Annotated in this window: 19 protein-coding genes; 5 read left to right on the top strand and 14 right to left on the bottom strand. The window is 62.4% G+C overall.

What is annotated here, in order from left to right; genetic code table 11:
* Positions 1-416 precede the first annotated feature (416 nt).
* The 4 genes from gdhB to NO887_RS03170 form a co-directional block, all read right to left on the bottom strand.
* On the bottom strand, positions 417-1718 hold the full coding sequence (gene gdhB / locus NO887_RS03185) for a glutamate dehydrogenase GdhB (RefSeq protein WP_256417031.1): 1302 nt from the start codon (positions 1716-1718) through the stop codon (positions 417-419).
* A 2-nt stretch (positions 1719-1720) separates the two neighbouring features.
* Positions 1721-1864 (bottom strand): rubrerythrin-like domain-containing protein, encoded by a 144-nt coding sequence (locus NO887_RS03180; RefSeq protein ID WP_256417030.1) that lies wholly within the window; start codon positions 1862-1864, stop codon positions 1721-1723.
* Positions 1865-1972: 108 nt separating this feature from the next.
* Positions 1973-4849 carry a bacterio-opsin activator domain-containing protein gene (locus NO887_RS03175; RefSeq protein ID WP_256417029.1) on the bottom strand — a complete coding sequence of 959 codons (2877 nt, stop codon included), beginning with the start codon at positions 4847-4849 and terminating at the stop codon, positions 1973-1975.
* Positions 4850-5146: 297 nt separating this feature from the next.
* Entirely contained in the window at positions 5147-5617 is a 471-nt protein-coding gene (locus NO887_RS03170) for a hypothetical protein (protein ID WP_256417061.1), read from the bottom strand.
* A 148-nt stretch (positions 5618-5765) separates the two neighbouring features.
* On the opposite strand from NO887_RS03170, the gene NO887_RS03165 reads away from it, so the two are divergent.
* Positions 5766-6425: a response regulator transcription factor gene (locus NO887_RS03165; protein ID WP_256417060.1), complete on the top strand. Its 660-nt coding sequence runs from the start codon at positions 5766-5768 to the stop codon at positions 6423-6425.
* Between the two features lie 63 nt (positions 6426-6488).
* Here NO887_RS03165 and NO887_RS03160 read toward each other — a convergent pair whose 3' ends face one another.
* From NO887_RS03160 to purB, 6 genes are all read right to left on the bottom strand, one after another.
* A complete protein-coding gene (locus NO887_RS03160; protein WP_256417059.1) occupies positions 6489-7544 on the bottom strand; it encodes a PLP-dependent cysteine synthase family protein in 1056 nt (351 codons plus the stop codon).
* A 222-nt stretch (positions 7545-7766) separates the two neighbouring features.
* The gene (locus NO887_RS03155) at positions 7767-9305 is read right to left on the bottom strand and encodes a Coenzyme F420 hydrogenase/dehydrogenase, beta subunit C-terminal domain (RefSeq protein WP_256417058.1); all 1539 of its coding nucleotides are present in this window, start codon (positions 9303-9305) and stop codon (positions 7767-7769) included.
* A complete protein-coding gene (locus NO887_RS03150) occupies positions 9295-11043 on the bottom strand; it encodes a nitrite/sulfite reductase (RefSeq protein ID WP_256417057.1) in 1749 nt (582 codons plus the stop codon). The genes NO887_RS03155 and NO887_RS03150 overlap by 11 nt, the downstream gene beginning before the upstream one ends.
* A 215-nt stretch (positions 11044-11258) precedes the next feature.
* A complete protein-coding gene (locus NO887_RS18775; protein ID WP_465261986.1) occupies positions 11259-11468 on the bottom strand; it encodes a DUF7970 domain-containing protein in 210 nt (69 codons plus the stop codon).
* 866 nt (positions 11469-12334) lie between these two features.
* Complete coding sequence (locus NO887_RS03140; RefSeq protein ID WP_256417056.1) at positions 12335-12646, bottom strand: zinc ribbon domain-containing protein; 312 nt, start codon at positions 12644-12646, stop codon at positions 12335-12337.
* A 61-nt stretch (positions 12647-12707) separates the two neighbouring features.
* Complete coding sequence (gene purB / locus NO887_RS03135) at positions 12708-14201, bottom strand: adenylosuccinate lyase (RefSeq protein ID WP_256417055.1); 1494 nt, start codon at positions 14199-14201, stop codon at positions 12708-12710.
* A gap of 188 nt (positions 14202-14389) precedes the next feature.
* On the opposite strand from purB, the gene purN reads away from it, so the two are divergent.
* Positions 14390-15994 carry a phosphoribosylglycinamide formyltransferase gene (gene purN, locus NO887_RS03130; protein WP_256417054.1) on the top strand — a complete coding sequence of 535 codons (1605 nt, stop codon included), beginning with the start codon at positions 14390-14392 and terminating at the stop codon, positions 15992-15994.
* Positions 15995-16010: 16 nt separating this feature from the next.
* On the opposite strand, the gene NO887_RS03125 is transcribed toward purN, so the two are convergent.
* A complete protein-coding gene (locus NO887_RS03125; RefSeq protein ID WP_256417053.1) occupies positions 16011-17153 on the bottom strand; it encodes a GAF domain-containing sensor histidine kinase in 1143 nt (380 codons plus the stop codon).
* Positions 17154-17215: 62 nt separating this feature from the next.
* A complete protein-coding gene (locus NO887_RS03120) occupies positions 17216-19435 on the bottom strand; it encodes a thioredoxin domain-containing protein (protein ID WP_256417052.1) in 2220 nt (739 codons plus the stop codon).
* Positions 19436-19602: 167 nt separating this feature from the next.
* Between NO887_RS03120 and purD the strand changes: the two genes are divergently transcribed.
* Together purD and NO887_RS03110 are read left to right on the top strand one after the other, a co-directional pair.
* Entirely contained in the window at positions 19603-20886 is a 1284-nt protein-coding gene (gene purD / locus NO887_RS03115; RefSeq protein WP_256417051.1) for a phosphoribosylamine--glycine ligase, read from the top strand.
* Between the two features lie 313 nt (positions 20887-21199).
* Entirely contained in the window at positions 21200-21751 is a 552-nt protein-coding gene (locus NO887_RS03110) for an acyltransferase (RefSeq protein WP_256417050.1), read from the top strand.
* A gap of 7 nt (positions 21752-21758) precedes the next feature.
* Here the strand turns inward: NO887_RS03110 and NO887_RS03105 are convergent, their stop codons facing one another.
* Complete coding sequence (locus NO887_RS03105) at positions 21759-22082, bottom strand: DUF5798 family protein (protein ID WP_256417049.1); 324 nt, start codon at positions 22080-22082, stop codon at positions 21759-21761.
* An 83-nt stretch (positions 22083-22165) separates the two neighbouring features.
* Here NO887_RS03105 and surE point away from each other — a divergent pair, with 83 nt between their 5' ends.
* On the top strand, positions 22166-22999 hold the full coding sequence (gene surE, locus NO887_RS03100; protein WP_256417048.1) for a 5'/3'-nucleotidase SurE: 834 nt from the start codon (positions 22166-22168) through the stop codon (positions 22997-22999).
* Positions 23000-23042: 43 nt separating this feature from the next.
* Here the strand turns inward: surE and NO887_RS03095 are convergent, their stop codons facing one another.
* On the bottom strand, positions 23043-23738 hold the full coding sequence (locus NO887_RS03095) for a nucleotide exchange factor GrpE (RefSeq protein WP_256417047.1): 696 nt from the start codon (positions 23736-23738) through the stop codon (positions 23043-23045).
* Positions 23739-23745: the final 7 nt, after the last annotated feature.

Here is a 23745-nt window from a genome sequence, read left to right as displayed (position 1 = left end):
ATAATAGTTTGATTATTATTTCTGTGAGACATGCTTGAACGGGCTCAAATGTGGTTCGTATAGTAGCAGCCCCAGATCCGAAAGCGATCAGACTCATGGTGACAACGAAACTAGCCCTCGAATCGTCGGGGGTGAGCAGAAACGTAAGAACGGCAAGCGATCCGGACATCGCACAGATGAATAGTCCCGTCAGAAATGACAGGCTTATAAAAATCGGGTCAGTAAATCCCATCACGGAGTAAGTTGGTTGATAAATCCCAGCGACAGATAAACTGAAACCGATAACGACGTACCCGAGAAAGCAGATCGTAATCAGAATTGCTCCGGGGATGACTAGCCGGTACAGGTGACACAGACCTCGCTCAAGTGGAGTAGTTGGCTGTCGGTGCTGTCCGGGTGGTCGATAATCCATCTCTCTACGGCCAGAGTCCTCGTGTTTCGTGAGCTTCCGCAATGCGAGACAGTGCGACGATGTAGGCCGCGTCACGCCAAGTAACGTCTCGCTGCTCGAACTCTGTTCGAACAGCTTCCCAAGCGGCATACATCTCGCTTTTGAGTTCGTCATTTACGCGTTCAAGCGACCACGCCCGGCGGTTGATATCTTGAAGCCACTCGAAGTAGCTCACAGTGACGCCACCAGCATTAGCGAGGATATCTGGGATCACCGCGATGCTCCGGTCTGCTAGAATCGTGCTCGCTGTCGAGGTTGTGGGCCCGTTCGCGCCTTCAACAACGAGGTCAGCAGCAATCGAATCTGCGTTTGCTTCGGTGATCACGTTTCCGAGAGCAGCAGGGACGAGTACGTCGACGTCGAGCGTAAGCAACTCGTCGTTTGAGATGACGTCGTCCGCGTATTTTGTGACAGCTTCAGGTTCCTCGTCATGTGATGGAACTGCGGCAGTGTCGATTCCCTCTGGATCGTACATTGCTCCGTTCACGTCACTGATTGCGACGACCGTTGCCCCCCACTTGTCGAGAAGACGAGCCGCATTTGCACCGACGCTACCGTATCCCTGAACCGCTATTTTCGTCTCTTCAAGATCATTCTCATAATATTCGCAGGCCTGCTTAGTGATGATCGCAACACTCCTCCCGGGAGCTTCCTCACGACCTTCACTCCCACCGATGACTGGCGGCTTCCCGGTGACGACCCCCGGTGTCGTTTCGCCTTCCTGCATCGAATACGCGTCCATCAGCCACGCCATCGTCTGTGGATCTGTTCCCATATCGGGCGCGGGAATATCCCGATTGGGTCCGATGGCGTCGCGAATTTCTTGAGCAAATCGACGAGTTAGACGTTCTTTTTCATCTGGACTCAGCTCTTTTGGGTTGACTGCGACGCCACCCTTGGCTCCGCCAAACGGGAGACCCATGACGGCACACTTCCAGGTCATCCACATCCCGAGTCCGACACACTCGTCCCGTGTCACTTCAGGGTGGTATCGGAGTCCACCCTTATATGGTCCTTTGACACTATCGTGTTGTGCTCGGTACCCGGTGAACACCTCGACCGTTCCGTCATCCCGCTCGATGGGTATGGTGACTTCGTGGACTTTCTTTGGATGTTTCAGCCGTTCGACGACGTTCTGATCGATATCGAGATGGCTAGCAGCATGATGGAGCTGCCGACGTGCTGTTTCGAGCGCTGATTCTGGCTCGGTGGAGTCAGCAGTCGAATTTTCATTCTCCTCGGAGTTGAGCGCTGGTTCCGAAGCCATGGTTACTCGAGCGGCATACGGCGGTTCCGCATTGTTCCGCCACAGTCGGGACACTGGTCAGGGTTTTTTTCTGTAATAATGATGTTACCACACTCGAAGCATTCGTAGGGGCTTTCCTCATCTCCCCCTTGATCGACATCTCTCATGGTGAGTTCACGAGCGCCGGCGAGGCACTCAATAAAGGTATAATATGTATATAAGGAAATAGAGGGTGGCTACTAGACAAACCCTTCTTAGAATTAGGGGTTCGTTATCTAACCCTCATTCATAGAGGAGGCGACAGCGGGATTCGCCTCATCGAAGAGTGTCGCAAACAGTTTGCGCTGGACGGTCCGTGCGTGTTTATAGAACGCCGGCGGCGAGATACCAAGTGTTTCTGCGACATCTTCTCCTGTACTCTCGCGTGGCGATTCGAAGTATCCGCTGTAGTATGCCGTCTGGATGACTTCGAGTTGTCGTTCTGTGAGCTTATCGAGAAACTTCGAATAGAGGTCATGTTCCATCGCTTGGTCGAGCGTCTGCTTCGAGCGAAGTTCGACATCAGTGAACATCTCGCGGATGAGTCGTGTAATCGCTCTTAGCTCAATGGTATCCGGGATATCGATGACAAGCGTGGTGCGATCTGGATCTGCAGTGGCTTCTCGGAAGACGGCCCCATGATCGGCTAATTCGAGGGCGAGAAACGGCTGTGTGAGTCGTAATCGTAGGACACCACTTTCGCCGTCCACACTGATTTGTTGTACGTCGTCGATTGCTACTATCTGTGATGCTGCTTCAGAGACCTCATTCAGCGATGCGTCTTCGACAGTGACGAACACGTAACTTCCCTCCGTGGATTGTTGGACACCACCCTGGTACGAGAGTGTACACGCTGCGTCCTGCGCCAATCGTGAAAGAACGAACGTCGGGTCGTCGATCACAAATTCAACGCGGGTCACAGACGTCGTGAGCAGCGCATTCTTCCGCTCGATGGCGCTAAGTGCGGATGCGATAGTTTCACCGAGTTCTGCCAGAACAGCTGTTGCCGTCTCGTCAAACGCGTCTTGGGTTGTCGCATACACCGTCAACACGCCGTGCGTGAGGTCGTTGTACACGAGCGGGATACTCAATACGGAGAGGAAGTCGCGGGTGAGTGCATCCTTTCGCCACGGCTCTTCGCGAAGTTCGGCGGCAACGTTCGTTACCATCGTCACCGCACCGGTTGCCGCGGTTTGCCCCGATGGATCGACTCCCGACGCAGCGAGCGGAAACTCGCGGCTATCTAAATAGCCTTGTTCGCGTCCCGCCCACGCTCGTGGCGTGACGGTGTCAGTCGTTGAGTCGATTGCCCCGATCCAAACGAACTTGAACCGATCATCGGCAGCCAACAGCTCACAGACGGTATGATCGATCTCCTCCGCTGTTTCGGCCTGGACGAGTGCTTGGTCGATCTCTCGAATCGTCTCATTGGTTCGATTCAAAGCGGTGAGCTGCTCGTTTTGCTGTTGGAGTGTGCGGTCCTGTTCGCGGAGTTGTGACTCCCGAGACACACGATCGAAAGCCGCCTCAGCTGTCGCGGCAAGGAGATCGCTCAATTCTCGAGTTACATCATCGAAGGTACTGACTTGATCTGATCCAGCGACAAACACGCCGTGCTTGCCGAGTGGAATGTAGGATACACTCCGGAGATCAGTTGCCCTGTTTTCGAGTCGGTCCGCTTCGTGGACATCATCGAAAAACAGCGCCTCGTCTTCGACAAAACTGTAGCTCGGAAGTGTTTCGCCGTCAGTAGGGACGGTCGGAAGCGGCCCGTTTAATTCCCGCATTGCTGTGGAGTATGCGGCGGGTCTGAGGACGTTCGCATCAGCATCAAAGAGATAGACAGCACTCACGGCGAGGTCAAGCACACTGGGTGTATCGTCGACCACGTGTTGGGCAATCTCTTGGTGTGTTTCAGCATAGAGGAAATCACGGGCAGTCTCGTGAAGCGTCGCAAGCGCTTCCTCCCGCTGCTTCCGTTTCGTGATATCACGACAGCTGAAGAGGACCGTTCCGTCTTGAATCGAAACCTCCCGAACATTGACGAGAAGTGTATGCTCACGGCCGGCTTTGTCTGTTGCTGTCGTTTCGATGTTTTTGAGTACGCCGTCGATCGCAAGTTCACTCCGTCTAAAAAGATCATCTCCGAGCAGGTCGTTAATCGTTCCCAGATCACGAATCTCTTCGGCTGTATAACCGAATATGAAGTGGACATTCGGGCAGACATAAGTATACTCTCCGTCCTCGTCTGTGATGAGGACGGTGTCAGTCATATTATTGAGTGTGACGCGATGGAGCTCCTCAGATTGCCGGAGATCCCGTTCGAGGCCGACCCGTTCGGTAATATCGACACCTTCGACGACGACAGAGACGAGATCACCGCGTCCATCTTCGACGGGGCGGACAGAGAGATCGATGACGCGTGGCTGGTCAATATGTGGCGGTTGTGTGACGACCGCATTACCGAACGACCCGTTGAGCGCCTTCTCGACGAGTTGCTGGACGTCTGTGCTTATCGAGTCCGCTTGTGACCACCACGGAAGCGCCCAGAAGGATTCGCCGACGAGGCCTCCGATCTCGTTATCAACCATCTCTCGGGCTGTATTATTCACACGGGCAAGTGCGCCATCCGGATCGAGTACCCATGTCGCAGTGCGCGAATCGTTGAAAATCGCATCGAACTGTCTCGCTCGTTCGCGTTGCGTTGCCGACCGCTGTGCGGATCGGATAACACGTTCTGTTCGTTCGATGAGTTCGTTGGTCACCTGTGCCGGCGGATCCGTAATCGCGATGTAATCGGTGACGCCAGCTTCGATAGCCTCGGCGGCGATGGCTTCACTTCCTGCAGCAGTTGCGAGTAAAACAGGGAGTGCCGTCGTTTCCTTGCGGACTTCCTTGAGGAGATCAACTCCGGTCGTCTCTTCGAGCGAGTATTCAGTGATGAGACAGCTTATCTGTCGTTTCTGAACAGTGTCAATAGCCTCTGTTTTGGTTCGAACATGTTGTACACTTACATCGGTCCGTTTTTCGAGCGCCGCAGTGAATCTGGTGACCCAGTCGTTCGTCCCCACGAGCAACACCGTCGACGATCCCAGGATGGATGGAGAGGTCATCCTTCGAACACAGAGCTACAGCATCTGTTTCGCTCGGTGCTGATACGAACTCGCCTCCAAGTCTGCTGCTGGCCCGGACAGAAGAGCACACACATAGCTAGTTAACTATCAAACTATCCGATGATATAGATATTTGCTGTTCCAGTAGTTGAGGCCGGTCATCTCAATGCATATGCCTCAAGCCCTCTCTGCTCAGTGGTTCAGAGTTGGTCGATCGGCTTGTTGATGATTTGGAAGACTTCGCTCGCCCGGTAGAACCGATTCCGGTCTTTCCCGGTGAGTTCTTCGAGTATTCCGTCACACCTCGTCGGAGAGCCACGCGTTGGGGTCGGTGGGGATCGCCGCGAAAAGATCCTCGATACGCCACTCGCGGATGTCTTCGGACTCGACGGACAGCATCAGATCCTCCTCGTCGAATGAGAGAACGTGGATTGTCGCGGGCACTCCCATCGAAGCTGTCGGGAATGGAAACTCGTCGATCTCGGGATCGGTTAGGTGGCCATACAGGGTCACGCGAGGTCCGAGGTCCGATACCTGCCGGGCCGCGTTCACCGCCTGTCCACCGGAACGGATCGATTCGGTGACCAAATTCAGTGACCTAATCTCGCCGGCAGCGAGCAAGTTGACGAACGCCGAGCGCGTGCGGATCTGTTCGCCGGTCGAATTCTCGACGCTGTAGTACCGATCGACGCTCCCGTCGGGAAGCGCAATCACGTCGCGGTAGTCGAGTCCCTCGGCTAGGCGGGAACGGAGTGCGTCGTAGTCCATCAGTCGCCACGATCTAAGACCCCTAGCCGGTAAATATGGGGAATCTGTCGACGAACAGTCAGCCACATCAGGATATTCAGTCCCCAGAATTGGTCGACGTTTCATACCGGTCGGGCAGTGATATTCCGGTCCGTAGGAACACAGATCCATGTCCACAGACTACAGTCGCTTCCGGGTCGATGAACTGGATACGGCCCTATCACCCTCAGGCGACGGATCGAGAGAGCCGCCCGAAACCACCATGACCATGGCAGGTGAATCCAACTCCGCCGATCCGACGGTACTGATCGTAGAGGACGACAAAGACCTCGCCAAGACCTACTCACTGTGGCTTGAACCCGAGTACGACGTTCGGACCTCCCACTCGGGTTCGGATGCACTCACGTGGTACGATTCGGAAGTCAGCGTTGTAATTCTCGATCGCCGGATGCAGGATCTCCCGGGGGCAACAGTCATCCAGCAAATGGACGAACGGGATACCGGAGACCAGAAAGTGATGCTCACGAGGTCTGAACCAGGCTGCGACGCCGGCGATATCCCCTGTGACGAGTATCTCACGAAGCCCGTGACAGAATCAGAACTCCAAGATACTGTCGACGAACTCCAGTTGCGGTCGCAGCTCGACAGCGAACTCCAGCGGTACTTCAGGCTAATCTCGAAGATCGTCGCGATCGAGAACAGCAGCGCGACCGGGACAGAGGCGGCACTCCGAGATCTTCGCAACGAGGCCAATCAAGTCCGTGAACAGGTACAGGACTCTATCGACGACCTCGCCGGTGTCGAGTCCGCTTTCCGTGCGATCGATTAAAAAATGAACCTACTCATTGGTGGAGTAACAGGAACTGGCTGCTGCCAGTTCATGGGTGTTGGCTCAGGAGCGTGGGGGCCGGGACGACGGCACTGCGGGTGCTGGTCTCGTCGTCAGTTCGCCTGCACTGGCGGTACTCCGCAAGTCACGGTCCGGATACCGGTCACCTCGATCTGGAAACGGGACGACGACCACGTCGTCCTCGTCGAGGACATCCATGGCTGCCAGACGAGCGACCATCGCGAGACACGCTCCACTCGACGGGCCGACGAGAAAGTCGTCACCGACCCGGAGGTGCTCGCGAACCACCTGTCTGTCCCACTGCCCGGGGTCGACGACGGTGACAGTCCGGGACTCGTATCGGCGGTGCAGCCAGCGGACGTATTTGTAGCCGATGTCGGTTGGGACGAACGACATTGTTTCGATGACGCCCGGCTCATAGACTCCCGGGACGTAGTGTCCCTCCGAGTGCATGTGTTTCAGTCCCGCGATGTCGTGTTCGTCTGTTGCTGGCTCGAACCCATAGATATCGACACCCCGGTCAGAGAGCGCGTGCGCCGTGCCGATGAGCGTACCACCTGTGCCCGCACCCGCGACGAAGTGTGTCACCGCGCCATCGGTCTGTCCCCAGATCTCGATCCCGGTCGTCCCGGCATGGATGCCCGGGTTTGCCGCGTTCTCGTACTGGTCGAGATAGTGATACTGTCCGGGGTTCTCCCGGACCATCTCGCGGCAGTCCTCGACATAGGCGTCATATCCTCTCTCGCTGTCGATAAACGTCGTTTCGGCACCAGCGTCCTCGATCGCTGCCATCTTACCGGCACCGGCATCGTCCGGGAGGACGATCTCGACGTTGAACCCCCGTTCGGTGCCGAACCGGGCAACCGCAGTACCGGTATTTCCACTCGATGCCTCGAGCAACGTCCGGTCACCGATCGGTTCTGGAGCTGCCACCGCTGCATCGATCATGGCCTTACCAATGCGTGTTTTGATTGACCCGCCACCGTAGTCCGCTGTGACCTGATTGAACCACTCCGCTTTCGCGTACACCGTCGGGGCGATGTCGAGGGCAATCTCAAGAAGTGGCGTCTCTCCGACTGCACTTGGGTTGGCTGCCATACCGCGTATTGGTGATGTCGTCAGTGAAAAACCCCGTCCAAAATGAAATACAAGAGACATTACCGTCATCAAATCCCTACGGAGTGTCGGCACCACAAATTCCAAATAACGTTCCGAAGGTATCTCCAAGAGACTATCCGCTTTCACGAGTATCGATACTATGTTCAGACCGATCTAATCATCTCTAAAGAACGGTTCGGTCGCGTCGACGAGTGACCGTGTTCAGTGCTCGGCTTCGTGCGGGTTCACTTCAGTCCCGTAGTTCTCGGCATGGTTGGTGTAGTCGATAAAGCGAGGCGCGTCGGGGTCAAACGGCCGTTGCAGCGAGTCGAAGGCCTTCTTTTTGTCCCAAGACTGCAGGCCGCCGACGGCCGACCGGTCCTCGAGGTCGTGATACTTCAGATTGTCTTTGGTCAGGTTCCAAGCGTCCAGTCCCTGCTCAGTGCGGACGATGACCGAGGAGTACTCGTCGCTGGAGCCGACCGAACCGACGGTCAGATCGGCGCAGTAGCCGGTGAAGTCAGCACACTCGTCACAGCCCTTCAGCGCGGCGTCGTGGAACTCCTCGATGTCCTCGTCGACGATGAGTTCTCCCTTGTGATCGTAGGCCATCATCCGGCCGTCGAGGACATCCAGCTTGCCCACGTTGTCAAGGTCGATACCGCGCTCCGCTTCGAGCTTCTCACCCATCAGCTTCTGGTAGTTGAAGTTCTTCGTACACATTAGGGCGATGCGATAATCGATGGCGCGGATCCCCTCTTCTTGGCTGGCGTAGTCCCACTCGAAGTCCTGCAGGGCGCGGACACCCTCGATCTCGCAGGGAGTGCCGACGAGCGCCAGAGAGGCCTCCTCGATGGGTATGTCGAGTTTGTGCTCCCACCGTTTGAGGTCGAGGTTCCCGAGCGCCATCGTCTGGTTATAGAAGCTCCCGGCGTTGTCGATACATTCCTCGGGCGTGGTTGCGAGGAACGACTCGGCCTTCCATGGCTCGTCGTCGCTCTCGGTGGCGATGAGCGCGCCGTCGATCTCGTCCTCTTCTATGAGCGTACAGAGGACGGCGGTAACGAGGCCGCCGTCCTGTGCATTCCCGCTCCCGTCTTGGTCGACCTTGGCGGAGAACTCGGTGATCGGGTCGCCGGCACCCTTGACGTTGTCGTCGCCGCCGGTGATCTTCCACTGGCGCTCGTAGCGCAGGCCGCCGCGAGGACAGAAGTCCCAGCACATCGAACAGCCCGTACACATCTTGACAAGTTCGGGCAGACCGTCCTCGCCGATTCCGATGGAGTCGGAAGGACAGGAGGCGACGCAGGTGCCACACTGGATGCAGCGGTCAGCGTCGATGACACCCTCGTCGAGTTCCATGAACCACGTCTTGTCGTCCGGCGTCTCGATGTCGTTCATCTCCCGGCGGATCTCGTAGGAGGGTGTGTCAAGAACGAGTTCCTCCTCGCCGGGGCGCTGGACGCGCTGGTCCGGCGGCGTCTCGTAAACGTCCTGACTCCGCTCTTCTGCGGGTACGGTGAACTCGACGTCCCGGAGCTGGCCGTTCGCGTCGACGTTAGCGGGATCGGCTCCGCCGTCCGGCACCACGGGCGACGGCTCGCTACCGCGGCTGTGCGAGTGGCCACCTTCGGAACGACCGCCACAGCCGCAGGAACTCTCGCACCCGCACTCGTCCGCGTCATCGCTCCCCACGTCGGGGACACCGGGCATGGGCCGGTCGCACTCCGCGGCGTCGGACTCGTTCCCGTCAGTCACCATGGGCGACACCTCCAGAGACGTTGGCGTCCGCCTGCTGCATGATCGTTCGCAGGCGGTCGTTGCCGACGCGGCGAGTCCACTCGTAGAAGCGCTCGCCCCCCTCGCGCTCGTCGACGTAGGCCTCGAACAGCTGTTCGACGGCCGGGATGGCGGCGCTTGCGGGCACGGCGTTTTCGACCCAGTCGAGGAACTCGTTGTCAGTCCCGAGCGAGCCGCCGAGACCGAAGTCCATTCCCTCGACGATGTTGTCGCCTTCCTCGTTGGTGGTCGTCTCGGGATCGTCGACGTTGACCGTCTCGCCGCGGAAGCCGATGTCGGCGATCTGCGGCTGGGCACACGACGCGGAACAGCCGGACATGTGCATCCGGACGACATCGAGGTCGTCGGGCGTGTCGATGCGGCGGTCGAGCGCCTTTGCCCAGCGGTAAACGCGGTTTTTCGTCTCGATGATACCGTAGTTACAGAACTCCGAGCCGGTACAGCCGACGGCACCTCGCGAGAACGGCCCGGGATCGGGCTCGTACTTGCGGGCGAACGGCTCATTCAGCAGGTCGCCGACGTTCTCCGCAGGGATGTGCGTGATGAGGAAGTTCTGGTCGGTCGCCAGCCGGATCGAAGTCTCGTCGGTGCCGTACTGCTTCGCCGCGCGGGCGGCCTCGACGAACTCGTCGCCGCCCATGCGGCCGGCGATGACGTTGAACCCGACGTACTTCAGCCCGTCTTCCTTCTGATCGTGAACGCCGACGTGATCACCGATGTAGCCCTCAGTGAGGTCCGTACCGCTGGTGGGTAGATCGACCGCACAGCGGGTGCGGACAGCTCGCTCGAACGTGTCGGTGCCCAGCTGCTGGACGAGGTAGCGCATCCGGCAGACGCCGCGGTTGTTGCGGTCGCCCAGTTCCTTGAACGTCTGGGCGACGGCGCGGCAGAACTCGACCGTGTCTTCGGGAGGGACGAACACGTCCATCTGTGTCGCCATCCGCGGGCCGTCCGAGAGGCCGCCACCGACCTTGCAGTGGAAGCCGTAGATCTCCTCGCTACCGTCGGACTCGTCCGACGAGCCTCGGGTGGAGCTCGAGACGCCGACTTCCTTCCGTGCCGGCGTGAGCCCCACATCGTTGATCTGCGACTGGCCACAGTCGTGCTTGCAGCCGGTGATGGTCATCTTGAACTTCCGCGGGAGGTTGGCGTACTCTCGGTTCTCCGTGAAGTAGTCGGAGACGGCGTCGATCACGGGCTGGGCGTCGAAGCACTCGTGGTCGTCGAGTCCAGCCGCAGGACAGCCTAAGACGTTCCGGGCGGAGTCGCCACACCCTTGGATGGTGGTAAGGTCGACCTCGTCGTAGGCGTCCCATATTTCGGGCACATCCTCGACCCGGATCCAGTGCATCTGGACGTCTTGGCGGGTCGTGATATCCATGAACGCGTCGCCCCAGATCGGATTCTGGTCCTCGCCGCCGTACTCCTCGGGGGCGACGGCGTACTCCTCGGCGACCTCGCCGATGACCTCGGCCTGCTCGGGCGACAGATAGCCGCCCGGGACCTTGGTCCGCATCATGAAGTAGCCCTGCTTGCGGCCGTGAGCGTACATCCCAGCCCACTTAAGCCGCTCCCACTCGCCGCCGCCGGCCCGCTCTTCGATCTCGTCGAAAGAGAGTCCCTTCTCGGCGTACTCCTTGACGTCCTCGATCACGTCCAGCGGGTGTTTCTCCTGTTTGTACTGCTCGACCGTGTTCATGTCGAATCCCCTCGTGTTACAGGGGGATGTGTGTCTGTCCCGGTCATGAGAACTCTCACGCGACGACCGCGTGCCTACACAACCCCACAACCCCACCATGCCTGTAACTCCCTGTCACGGACAGGTCTGCCACGGATGCAAGAAACACCACGTTTATTACCGGTATCTATTTCACCAATCGAGTCAACTGCGTCTACGGAACGAGACTCGCCTGCTCAGTCTAGATCGCATCCCAATTCCCGAAGCGTTGCAGCGATCTCGTCTGTGTGTTGAAGTCCGACGAGGAGCGCAGTTTCACGGAGATCAGCCTTTCTGACCTGTTCACCGAGCGCTGGTTCAAGCGTTCTCGTCGCCTCACACGGTGTATTGACTGTCGACTGTTGGGGGTGAAGTTGCACAGTCTGCTCGCGGCCGTCAGTACGCACCGCAGCGAGTGAACAGTGTGAACGAGCGAGGTGCACAACGGGCCACGGGAGCCCTCGCGGCTACCCCTTCGAGTCCCACCCACACAGCACCGCAGCCTCACGCCTCCCCAGCCTCGCGGTTCGCGCTCTTTGAGCGCTCACCGCGTCCCTCGCGCGGTGCTCCTCTCGGTCGCCTCTGGCGACCGCTCGGAGGCACGCGCCACAGCACCACAGATCGCTCGTTCCTTCGCCTGTGTTGAGCGATTCGTGAGGTTCCAGTACTGAGCGATTGAGGACGTGAAAATATCAAATTCTGATGATTTCAACAAATCTGTCAAACAGAAATTCACAACTGGATCCAGAATGCCGATCTACAGCCATCTGACGGTGCGAGCCCGAATCGAGTTGCGGTCGATGAGACTACGATTCAGATCGAATCAGACTGATTCTGGCTGTATGCCGCCGTCGATCCTCGTACAAACGAATTCCTTCATGTTGACGTATTTCCCGTCCAAAACCAACAATTCACGCTGGTGTTTCTCCGCGTTCTCAGAGAGAAACGCCACGTTGAGGATACGCTATTTCTCGTTGATGCTGGTGGACATCTAACAGTTTCACTCTCACGAACCTCACTCCGATTTCAAATTACTCGTCATGGAATGCGGAATGCTGTCGAACGTGTCTTTCGAGAAGTAAAACGACGAACTTCTTTGTTTTCAAATACGTTAAACAATACGGAGCCGACGGCGGCAGAATCGTGGCTCCAAACCTTCGCCGTCTGCTGGAACCGATGCGTAAGTTAATATTCCCCTGCGATCGGCGCGTCTCCGCGAACGGCGCGTCTCCGCGATACATCGATACGCGCGCGCTCGACGAGAAGCGCGCCGTCAGCCGATGAAGAAGTCGATTGCGTTCCCCGTCGACTGGCCCTTGTACAGCTCCGAGTAGCCGCAGTTCGCACACGAAACGACCTGGAACTTCCGGTTCTGCACGTCGAACATCTTGGTGAGGCCGGTGCCGCTCGTCGCGATCTCGTCGACCTCGGTCTCCGTGCCGCCGCACTTCGGACAGCCGTCGGCGTCGCCACCGAGGTCCGCGGCCTCCGGATCGGCGCGGTCGTCGTTGGACTGGTCGATCGCGTTCTCCGCGTCGTTGCCGAAGACGGAATACTCCGTCTCGTCGTCGTTCTGGGAGGGCATCGTCGAGTGGTCTGCGGCGAGCGGTAAACCTCTTGTGGCGACCGAGTCGTCGGCTCCCACGCTATTCGTCGATCTCGTCGACGAGGTCGTCGGCGACGCCGGTGTAGCCGGCTGGCGTCAGGGCTTTCAGCTCCGCGCGAACGTCTTCGTCGACGTCGAGCGTATCGAACAACTCGCGGAAGTCGTCGAGGGTCACCGACCGGCCGCGGGTAAGCTCTTTCACGCGCTCGTAGGCATCGGTGTCGCCCTCACGCCGGAGGATCGTCTGGACCGCCTCGCCGATGACCTCGGGCGTCGCCTCCAGCTCCTCGCGCATCACCGTCTCGTTCGGAACGACCTTCGAGAGCCCGTCGTCCGCCTTCGAGTAGCCGATGAGACAGTGGGCGAGCGCCGCGCCGACGTTGCGTTTGACCGTCGAATCCGACAGATCGCGCTGGAGCCGCGAGTCGGTGACGTAGTCGGCGAGGAAGGTGAGGTCGGCGTTCGCTTTCGAGAGGTTCCCCTCGCTGTTCTCGAAGTCGATCGGGTTCACCTTGTGCGGCATGGTCGACGAGCCCGTCTCTCCCTCGACCGTCCGCTGACCGAGATAGCGGTCCGAGACGTACAGCCACACGTCCAAATCGAGATCAAGGAGGACGTTGTTGACGCCTCGAAGAGCGTCGAAAAGCGCCGCGAGGTCGTCGCAGGGATTCACCTGTGTCGCGAGCGGCGTGTGTTCCAGACCGAGCCCGCGCACGAACGACTCGGCGAACGCCCGCCAGTCGACGTCGGGGTACGCGGCCTCGTGCGCGGCGTAGGTGCCCGACGCGCCCGCAAGCTTGCCCGAGAGGTCGCCGGTAGCGACCACGACTCGCCCGAGCGCGCGCCCGAGCCGCGCCGCGTACACCGCCATCTCCTTGCCGAAGGTGGTCGGTGTCGCGGGCTGGCCGTGAGTGCGAGCGAGCATCGGCGTGTCGCGGTGCTCCCGCGCGAGGTCGGCGAGCGCGTCGCGCACCTCGCGGATCGCGGGGACGATCGCCTCGCTCACGGCTCCCTTGATGAGGAGTCGGTGCGCGAGGTTGTTCACGTCCTCGCTCGTGAGCCCGAAGTGTATCCACGGGTACAGCGACTCGGCGTCGCCGATCGGCTCGTCGGACCGGACAGACTGCCCGTCGCCCTCATCGGCGTTCGCCAGCTCGTCGAGCCGGACGCGCAGGAAGTACTCGACCGCCTTCACGTCGTGGTTCGTCGCGGCATACCCCGCTGCGCCTTCGACTTCGAGCGCCTTGATCAGTCGCGCGTCGTCCGCGGAGAACTCGGCGTAGAGTCCGCGGAGCGCCTCGCGCGCGGTCTCGTCGAGCCCGATCGGCGTCGCGTCGAGGTCGGCAAGCGCGATCAGGTACTCGACCTCGACGCGTGTTCTTGCGCGCATGAGCGCGGCCTCGCTCGCGTACGGCGACAGCGGCGCGGTACGGGAGGCGTACCGACCGTCGAGCGGCGAGACGGCCGCAAGGGGATCGGACCGAGACAGCCCGGAGATGGTGTCGTCGTCCGTCGGTTCGGAGTCGTCGGTCATGTCCGCGAGTGCCGCCGGAGCCAGCAAAAGCGTGTCGATGGCGACTCATCTGGACACGGGGTGAATCGCACGGATGTGGATAGGTTCGACGCAGATATCGAACCGTCTCCCGATTCTTATCCGCGAACGTGGATCTATCGCTGCGACGGACCGCAATCGATATACCCGATCGGTCGGTGCTCTTGTGTATGAAGATCGCCGGACTCGCGAGCAACCGGGGACGGAACCTCAGACACATCGCCGACCTCGCGCCGGGGGGCGCGGAGCTGTCGGTCGTGCTGACGAACCGCGAGCAGGCACCCGTGGTCGAGGCCGCGACGGAGCGCCGGATTCCCACCGAGGTCGTCGAGCGGGAGGACGGCGAGTCCCGTGAGTCCCACGAGCGCCGGATTGTCGACCGGCTCTCTGGATACGACATCGACCTCGTCTGCCTTGACGGATACATGCGCGTCCTGACAGACGAGTTCCTCGATGCGGTCCCGACGACACTGAACGTCCACCCCTCGCTGCTGCCCGCCTTCCCCGGCACGGACGCCCACGAGCAGGTGCTCGACGCCGGTGTCCGAACCACGGGCTGCACCGTCCACGTCGTCACCGAGGCCGTCGACGCCGGTCCGATCGTGACCCAAGAGGCGGTCCCCGTCTACGGCGACGACGACGCCGAGTCGCTGAAAGACCGCGTGCTCCACGAGGCAGAGTTCACGGCGTACCCGCGTGCAGTCCGGTGGTTCGCGTCGGACCGCGTGACGGTCGAACGAGACGCAGACGGCGAGGCAGTCGACGTCGCCGTCGACGGCGACACCGGCGGCGACTTCCCCGAGCGGCGATTCGCCTCCGAAGAGCGCGCCGCCGAACTCCGGTACGGTGAGAACCCGCACCAAGACGCCGCGCTGTACGCCGACGACGGGTGCGAGGAGGCGAGCGTCGTCGGAGCACCACAGCTGAACCCCGGCGCGAAGGGCATGGGGTACAACAACTACAACGACGCCGACGCCGCCCTCGATCTGGTCAAGGAGTTCGATGACCCCGCCGCCGCGGTGATCAAACACACCAATCCCGCCGGCTGCGCGACGAGCGACACGCTCGCGGACGCCTACGACCGCGCGCTGCGCACTGACGCCAAGTCCGCGTTCGGCGGCATCGTCGCGTTGAACCGCGAGTGCGACGCCGACACCGCGACCGCGGTCGCCGACTCGTTCAAAGAGGTCGTCGTCGCGCCCGGCTACACCGAGAGCGCGCTCGACGTGCTCCGCGAGAAGAAGAACCTCCGCGTGCTCGACGTGGGATCGCTCGGCGAGGGCGACGAGCGCTTCACCGAGCGGTTCACGGAGAAGCCGATCGTCGGCGGACGGCTCGTTCAGGAGCGCGACCGTCAGTCGCCGACGGCCGACGACCTTGAGGTCGTCACCGAGCGCGAACCGACCGACGCGCAGCTGGAGACGCTGGTGTTCGCGTGGAAGACGCTCAAACACGTCAAATCGAACGGCATCCTGTTCGCGACAGGCACCGAGACGGTCGGCGTCGGCATGGGACAGGTGTCGCGCGTCGACGCCGTCACGCTCGCGGCGATGAAAGCCGAGAAGGACGCGGACGGCAAGTCGGCCGAGGGCGCGGTGATGGCCTCTGACGCGTTCTTCCCGTTCCCGGACGCGATCGAGGAGGCCGCGGAGGCGGGAATCGAGGCCGTCATCCAACCCGGCGGCTCCGTCAACGACGAGGACGTGATCGCCGCCGCCGACGAATACGACATGGCGATGGCGTTCACCGGAGCGCGCTGTTTCCGGCACGACTGACGGGCGGTCACTCTAGCTACTCCGCTTCGGGTTCCATCCCGCGGATCTCGAACCGCGCGCCGCCCTCGGCGCTCTCGACCACGTCGATCGTCCAGCCGTGCGCCGAGACGACCTGACGGATGATCGTCAGCCCGAGGCCGGTTCCGGACTCGCCGGTCGTGTATCCGTCGACGAACACGTCTTTGCGGACGTCTTCCGGAATCCCGACCCCGTCGTCGGCGACGTAGACTCCGGTGCCGTCCTCGAGGTCGCCGACGGTCACCGTGATGTCGTCGCCGCCGTGCTCGATCGCGTTCCGAAAGAGGTTCTCGAACACCTGCTGGAGTCGACTCCAGTCGCCGTAGAGGTCGCGATCGGTCTCGACGCGCAGAGTCGCGTCGTCGGCGTCCACGAACGACCAGCACTCGCGGACCAACTCCGCGAGCGAGATCGACTCGCGCCCGCCGATCGTCTGTCCCTCGCGGGTGAGAAACAACAGGTCGTCAACCAGCGACTCCATCCGGTTCACCGCCTCTCGGCATCGTCGGAAGTGCTCCGGGTCGCCGGTCTCTTCGGCCAGTTCGAGGTATCCCTCGACGATGCCGAGCGGGTTCCGGATGTCGTGTGAGACAATCCGCGTGAACTCCGCGAGCTGGTCCCGCTGCGTCTGGATGCGCTCTTTCGCCTGCGTGTGGAAAATCTCGTAGCCGACCCACTGGGCCATCAGTTCCACGAACGTCTCCTCGGTCTCGGAGAACGGGCGATCCCGCGGTTCGGTGTCGGCAAAACAGAAGGTCCCGTACACCTCGCCGTCGACGAGGACCTTGGCACCGATGTACGCCTCGAGTCCGAACTCGTCGTAGGCCGCGTCGTCTTCCCACCCCTCGACGCGGGCGTGCTGTACGGTCAACGCGCCGTCGACATCGATCGTTTTCCGGCAGTACGCCCGCGACAGCGGGCAACTGGAGTCGGGTTGCAGACGGTCGTGGTCGCCGCGTGCCTCGACGATCAGTTGCGTGTCGTCGGCGATCTCGGTGAGGAATCCGACCTCCACTCCGAGATACTCTCGTCCCAGATCGAGCAAGTCCGGAACTTTGTCCTCGAAGGATCGTTCTTGATCCGCGGTGAGTCGGTACATCCGGCGGAGAACGTCACCCTCGGATAGCTGGGCGTCACTCATTGTATCACTGTGCCGCTACCGTACACGGGTCTGCCCGGGTATTAAATCGGCCGGCGATACGCCTATCGATCTTCTTGTCCCCGGGACCCGAGCCACGCCAGCGCCGCGTCGAGATCGGTCTCCGCCGGTGAACAGGTTCTCTCCTCGCAGACGTACGCGGTCGGCTCACCGTCCTCGCTGTTCCGGTTCGCCCAGATCGGCGGGGCCGACTCCAGACCGAGCCGATCGAGCCACTCGTCGAGACCGTCCGCGGTCGGCGGCCGCGGCGCGACGAGCGCTCCCGGGAGGTACCGCTCGCCGAGCGTCTCGTTCCACTCGTCGGGGACCGCGTCGGCCGCGATCGTCACCTCGATACCGCCGGTTCGGACTCGCTCGGCGGCGCGAACGAGAGACACGTGCTCCAGCGGACTCGCGCGTATCCGGTCGGCGTGCGTCGTCACGACGGCCTCCGCGATCTCGGCGAACCGCCGGTCGGGCCGGAACCCGTCGAGCATCGCGAGTGTCTCCGCCGCGACGCCGAGGCTCGACGGGGTCGACCGATCGGTGAACTCCTGCGGCCGGGCGAAAAGCGATCCGGGCCCGCCGTCGGCCCCGTCGTTTGCTCCCGCATCGTCCGCGTCCACGCCCGGCTCCCGCGTGAAGTAGACGGTTCCCGCGTCGGCGTCGTAGAAGTCGTCGACGATGGCGTCGGCCAGATCCAACGCGAATCCGAGCGGCTCCGGATCACCGGTGACCGCGTACACGTCGAGCGCGCCGCGCGCGAGGAACGCGTAGTCGTCGAGGTACCCCGGACCCCGCACGTCACCGTCGAGCCAGCGCCGCGCGAGGTCTCCCGTCTCGGCGTCGTACAGTCGCCTCCGGCAGAAGTCGAGCGCGTCGCGCGCGATGTCGGCGTAGGGCTCGCCGAGCGTATGGCCTGCGTCCGCGAACGCGGAGATCGCTCGGCCGTTCCACGAGGCGAGAACCTTCTCGTCGCGGGCGGGACGCGGTCGCGACTCTCGCGCTTCGAACAGGGCAACACGCGCCTCGGTCAGGGTCTCGCGAATTTCTTCTACCGGACGGTCGCGCTCGTCGGCGATCTCCTCGATCGACGCCGCGACCGTCGGGACGGTCGTCCCGCGCTCGAAGTTCCCACCCGATCGGATCCCGTACCGCTGCTTGGCGATCGACGCCGCGGAGTCGTCCAGAACCGCGTCGACTTCGTCAGGCGTCCAGACGTAGAAGGCCCCCTCCACGTCTCCGATTTCGGCGTCCGACGAATCTCCGCCGGTGCGGTCTGTCGGCGGCCGGCTCCGCGCGTCGAGCGTGCTGAAGAACCCGCCCTCCGGATGACGAAGTTCGCGATCGAGGAAGCCGAACGTCTCGCTCGCGACGCGGGCGTACGAGGGATTCCCGGTGACCCGGTATCCGTCGAGGTAGACCATGGGTAGCTCGGCGTTGTCGTACAGCATCTTCTCGAAGTGCGGGATCGTCCACTGGCGGTCGACCGCGTACCGGTGGAAGCCGCCGCCGATCTGGTCGTACATCCCACCTGACGCCATCCCGTCGAGCGTTCCGGTCGCAGCCGCCAGCGCGCTCTCGCGAGCGCTCTCGGCGTACGCGCGGAACAGCAGGTCGATCCGGCCCGGCATCGGGAACTTCGCTCCGCCGCTCCCGAACCCGCCGTACTCTTCGTCGTAGCCGCGGACCGCGGCGGCGGCCGCCTCCTGAAGCAGCTCCGACCCGGGCGGGTCACCGCCGAGGTCGTCGGGAACCGATTCCAGCTCGTCCCTCGCGCTCGACGCCCACTGCTCCGCGCGGTGTCGCATCTCCTCGCGCTGTTCCGGGTCCTTCCACGACTCCGAAATCTGTTCGCACAACTCCCGGAATCCGGGCTGGTTCCGCCGCGGCTCCGGCGGGAAGTACGTCCCGACGTAGAACGGCTTCCCCTCGGGCGTACACCACGCCGAGAGCGGCCATCCACCGCCGCCGGTGACGAGCTGTGAGACCGTCATGAACGTGCTGTCTACGTCCGGCCGCTCCTCGCGGTCGACTTTCACCGAGACGAATTCCTCGTTGAGGACGGCGGCGACCGACTCGTCTTCGAAGCTCTCCTCGGCCATCACGTGACACCAGTGGCACGACGAGTAGCCGATGGAGACGAACACGGGCACGTCGTGCTCGCGGGCGCGCTCGAACGCCTCCTCGCCCCACGGCTGCCAGTTGACCGGGTTGTCGGCGTGCTGTCGGAGATACGGACTCGCCTCCTCGTCGAGGCGGTTCCGCACCGTCGGCTGTGACATACATCCGGTTCGATCCGACGCGGCAAAAACCCGTCACACCGGTCGGCGCGCCGATCGCACCACCGACTGTCACGCGGACTGCTACGCCGACAGTGTATCCACGATACTGCACATCTCTGTGTCTGTAGAGAGTAACGCTTACACTATTGTGCGGTAACCCGTCGAACATGACGGAGACCGTACTCCTCGTCGGCGGCGGCGGACGCGAGCACGCGATCGCCCGCGCGGTTGCCGACGACTGCGAGTTATACGCCTGCGCGAGTAATCGAAATCCGGGTATTCGGCGACTGGCGACGGGACTCGAATCCATCAACGAGACCGACGCCGAGGCGATCGCCGACTACGCGGTGTCGGTCGGTGCGGACCTAGCGGTCATCGGTCCGGAGTCGGCGCTCGACGCGGGCGTCGCCGACGCGCTTGACGACGCCGGCGTGTACGCCTTCGGCCCGCGCGCCGCGGAGGCCGAACTGGAGACGGACAAGGCGTTCCAGCGTCGGTTCATGGACGAGGAATCGATCCCCGGCTGTCCCGACTTCGCGGTGTTCGACGACATCGACGAGGCCTGTGCGTACATCGACGAGTACGACGGCGACCTCGCGGTCAAGCCCGTGGGACTCACTGGCGGCAAGGGCGTGAAGGTCATCGGTGACCAGGTGACCGCCGAGGAGGCGAAGGCGTATCTCCGCGACTCCGAGTACGACCGCGTCGTGTTGGAGGAACGGCTCGTCGGCGAGGAGTTCACCGTGCAGGCGTTCGTCGCCAATGGCGACCTCCGGACGACGCCGGCGGTTCAGGACCACAAGCGCGCCTACGAGGGCGACGAGGGCCCCAACACGGGCGGCATGGGATCGTACACCGACACGACGCCGTCGCTCCCGTTCATGGACGAGGGCGACTACGAGTCCGCGGTCGACGTGCTGGAGGCCGTCGTCGACGCGCTCCCCGACTACAAGGGCGTCCTCTACGGGCAGTTCATGCTCACGGATGAGGGGCCGAAGGTCGTCGAGTTCAACGCGCGCTTCGGCGACCCGGAGGCGATGAACACTCTCCCCGTGCTGGAGACGCCGTTCCTCGACGTGCTCACCGCTGCCCGCGACGGAGAGCCGCTGCCGGAACTCGACTTCTCCGGCGAGGCGACCGTCTGCAAGTACGCGGTCCCTGACGGCTATCCGACGGACCCGGACGCGGGCGCGAAGATCGCAGTCGACGAGTCGAGCGTCGGCAACGCGCTCCTCTACTACGCCAGCGTCGACGAGCGTGAGGACGGCCTCTACACGACGACCTCGCGGGCGTTCGCGGTCGTCGGACGCGGCGACTCCATCGCAGCGGCGGAGACGGAGGCCGCCGACGCGCTCGCCGCTGCCGGCGATCGGGTCCGCATCCGACACGACATCGGAACCGCAGACCTCGTCGAGCGTCGGATCGAACACATGGACGAGATGCGCTCCTGAGACGGCAGTTTTGTGATCCCGAGAGAGGACGGTCGCGCCGTCGACGCGTCGCTGTCGACCATAGGTGGCGAACAGGCGATCCCCGTCCGGGTCCCACGGCGGTGGATCGCACACCCGCCTCGACCGACCGTGGGTCGTTCGACTTGCCGTAGCGACGCTGGTCGTCCTATCGCCCTTAAACGGTCGGCAGCAGGAGATCCGAGACAGCGACGATATCCGCGGCAGTGGTGAAGTTCGCGACAGCGGCGAGATTCGCGGTCCCGAAGGATTCGCGGCAGCGACCCTTTTATTCGCCCCGCCCAAACGTGGCCACGTGACTGACGAGGACGATGCGACAGAGGCGGCGACGACCGTGGCCGAAGACGCCCGTGCCGATCGGCTCGATCGGTTCCCGACCCCCGGGCCGCGAAACTCGCTGTGGTCGTGGCCGGACGCGAAGTCGCCGCTCACGATCGTTCGGAACTACGTCGTGATCGTGCTCGCGCGGGTCAGTCCGAGCCTCCGGCTCAAAAACTGGCTCCTCTCGCGGATCGGCGTGACGGTCGGGTCAGGCGTGTCGTGGGGGTTGGAGTCAACGCCGGACGTGTTCTGGCCCGAGCGGATCACGGTCGAAGACGACGCGATCGTCGGCTACGACGCCACGCTACTGTGTCACGAGTTCCTCCACGAGGAGTACCGCCTCGGCGAAGTGGTAATAGAGGAGGGCGCGATGATCGGCGCGGGCGCGGTCGTCCTCCCGGGTGTCACGGTTGGTTCGGGCGCGCGCGTCGCCGCAAACTCGCTCGTCGCCGACGATGTACCGCCGAACGCGACCGTCGCCGGCGTTCCGGCGGATGTCGTCTCGCGGGCGGACCCCGACGAGTGACCTCGGACTACTCGTCCGACTCGCCGCGTTCTCCCTCGCCGGGTTCGGCGGCGGCCTCTTCGTCCGCCAGTTCGGCTGCCGCCTCCGCGTCCGCGATGTGTGCCTCTGTGCTCACGCTCTCGAGGTCGACGCCGACCTCGCGAGCGACGGCGTCGAGAACCGCTCGCTGTTCGGCCATCTCGTTTTCGAGTTGCTGAACTCGCTTTGAGGTGTCGAGTACGGTCGACTGGGTCTCTTCGACCTCCGTCCTGAGTTCGTTGATCTTCTGGTACGTGCGCTCGGCCTTGTCGGCGAGCGTCTGGATCTTTTTCGCTGTGTCGCCGAATCCCATACCGGGCGATGGATCCGGCGGTACCTGTGCCTTTCCTTCCGCACTGCCGGTGGCCTTTTGCCCGAACCGCCCGAGGTGACTGTATGAGCGTCGATCGGATCCTGCTGACGAACGACGACGGTATCGACGCCGTCGGTCTCCGCGCCATGCGGGACGCGCTTTCGGCCGACTACGACGTGGTAACGGTCGCGCCGACGGCCGACCAGTCATCGACCGGACGGACGCTCTCGGAGGGAGTCACTGTCAGCGACCACGACCACGGCTACGCGGTTGACGGAACGCCGGTCGACTGCGTCGTTGCCGGGCTCGGCGAACTCGTTCCCGACGCCGACCTCGTTGTTGCGGGCTGCAACGAGGGTGCGAACCTCGGAGCGTACACCCTCGGGCGGTCGGGGACCGTCTCGGCCGCCATCGAGGCCGCCTTCTTCGGCGTTCCCGCGGTGGCGACATCGATGTACGTGCCCGGCGACGAGGACTGGTGGAAACGCGAGTTGGAGCCGACGGAGTTCGCCAATGCGACCCGGGCGACGACGTTCCTCGTCGATCGCGCCGACGAGACGTCGGTCTTCGACCGCGCCGACTACCTCAACGTCAACGCACCGATCGCTGAGCCCGAGTCGATCGGAGCTGACGGCGGTGCTGTCGCCCGCGACGACCACGGCGGCGCGCTGATGCGAGTGACCACCCCGTCGGAGTGGTACGGAATCGAGGCGACCCGGAACGGCGACGGGAGCGTCGCCTTCTCGGACCCGATCTGGGGGCGGATGACGCCAGCAGACGTTCCGGACCCCGTCGGAACCGACCGACGCGCGATCGTCGACGGTGAGGTCTCCGTTTCGCCGCTGTCGGTCCCACACGAGGCCACCTCGGACTCAGATCTCGACGACCTCGCGGACGCGTACGGAGGTCACTCGTAACCGCAGAGAACTCTCGTGAAAATCGACAACGCCGGCCGCCGGGCTACTCTTCGTCGGCGCTGACCGTAATCTTCGCCTCGCTGACGACGCGGTCGCCCATCTCGTATCCGGGTTCGTACACCTCGTGGACCGTCCCCTCCGGCTGATCACTCTCGACGCGGAGCATCACTTGGTGTCGCTCGGGGTCGACGTCGGCACCGGGATCGGGGTCGATGGGTTCGACGCCCTCGTCGGCGAGAACCTCGTCGAACTTCTCTACGGTGGACTCGACGCCCGGACGGAGGTCACTTCCCTCCTCCTGATCGAGCGCGCGAAGCAGGTCGTTTCGGACGGGGGTGATCCGTTCGACCAGCGACTCGGAGGCACGCTCACGGATGTCCTCCTGTTTCTGTTTCGCCCGCTGTTTGTAGTTGCTGAAGTCGGCGCGGACACGCGCGAGTTTGCTCGTCAGTTCGTCTATCTCCTCGTCTTTTTCGAGCAGTTCCGCGCGGGCCTCCGCCAGTTCGTCCTCTACCTCGGCGACCGCGTCGGCGAGGTCTTCGTCGTGTTCAGCGACCGCGTCGGCGAGCGATTCCTTGTCGTCTCCGACAGCCGATTCGACCGGGTCGCCGGCCGCCGCCGCGGCCGTGCCGTTCGTTCTCGCCGCGTCGCGTGATTCACCCGTCGCGTCCGCAGACGCGTCGGTCTCGGCGTCCTCCGGGGACTCGACCTCGACGTCGACGGCGTCGTCGTCGCTCATGTCCGAT

Origin of the sequence: Halorubrum laminariae (assembly GCF_024494655.1) — an archaeon.
In the GTDB taxonomy this organism is placed as follows: Archaea; Halobacteriota; Halobacteria; order Halobacteriales; family Haloferacaceae; genus Halorubrum; species Halorubrum laminariae.
This window is presented reverse-complemented; position numbering and strand designations above follow the sequence as displayed.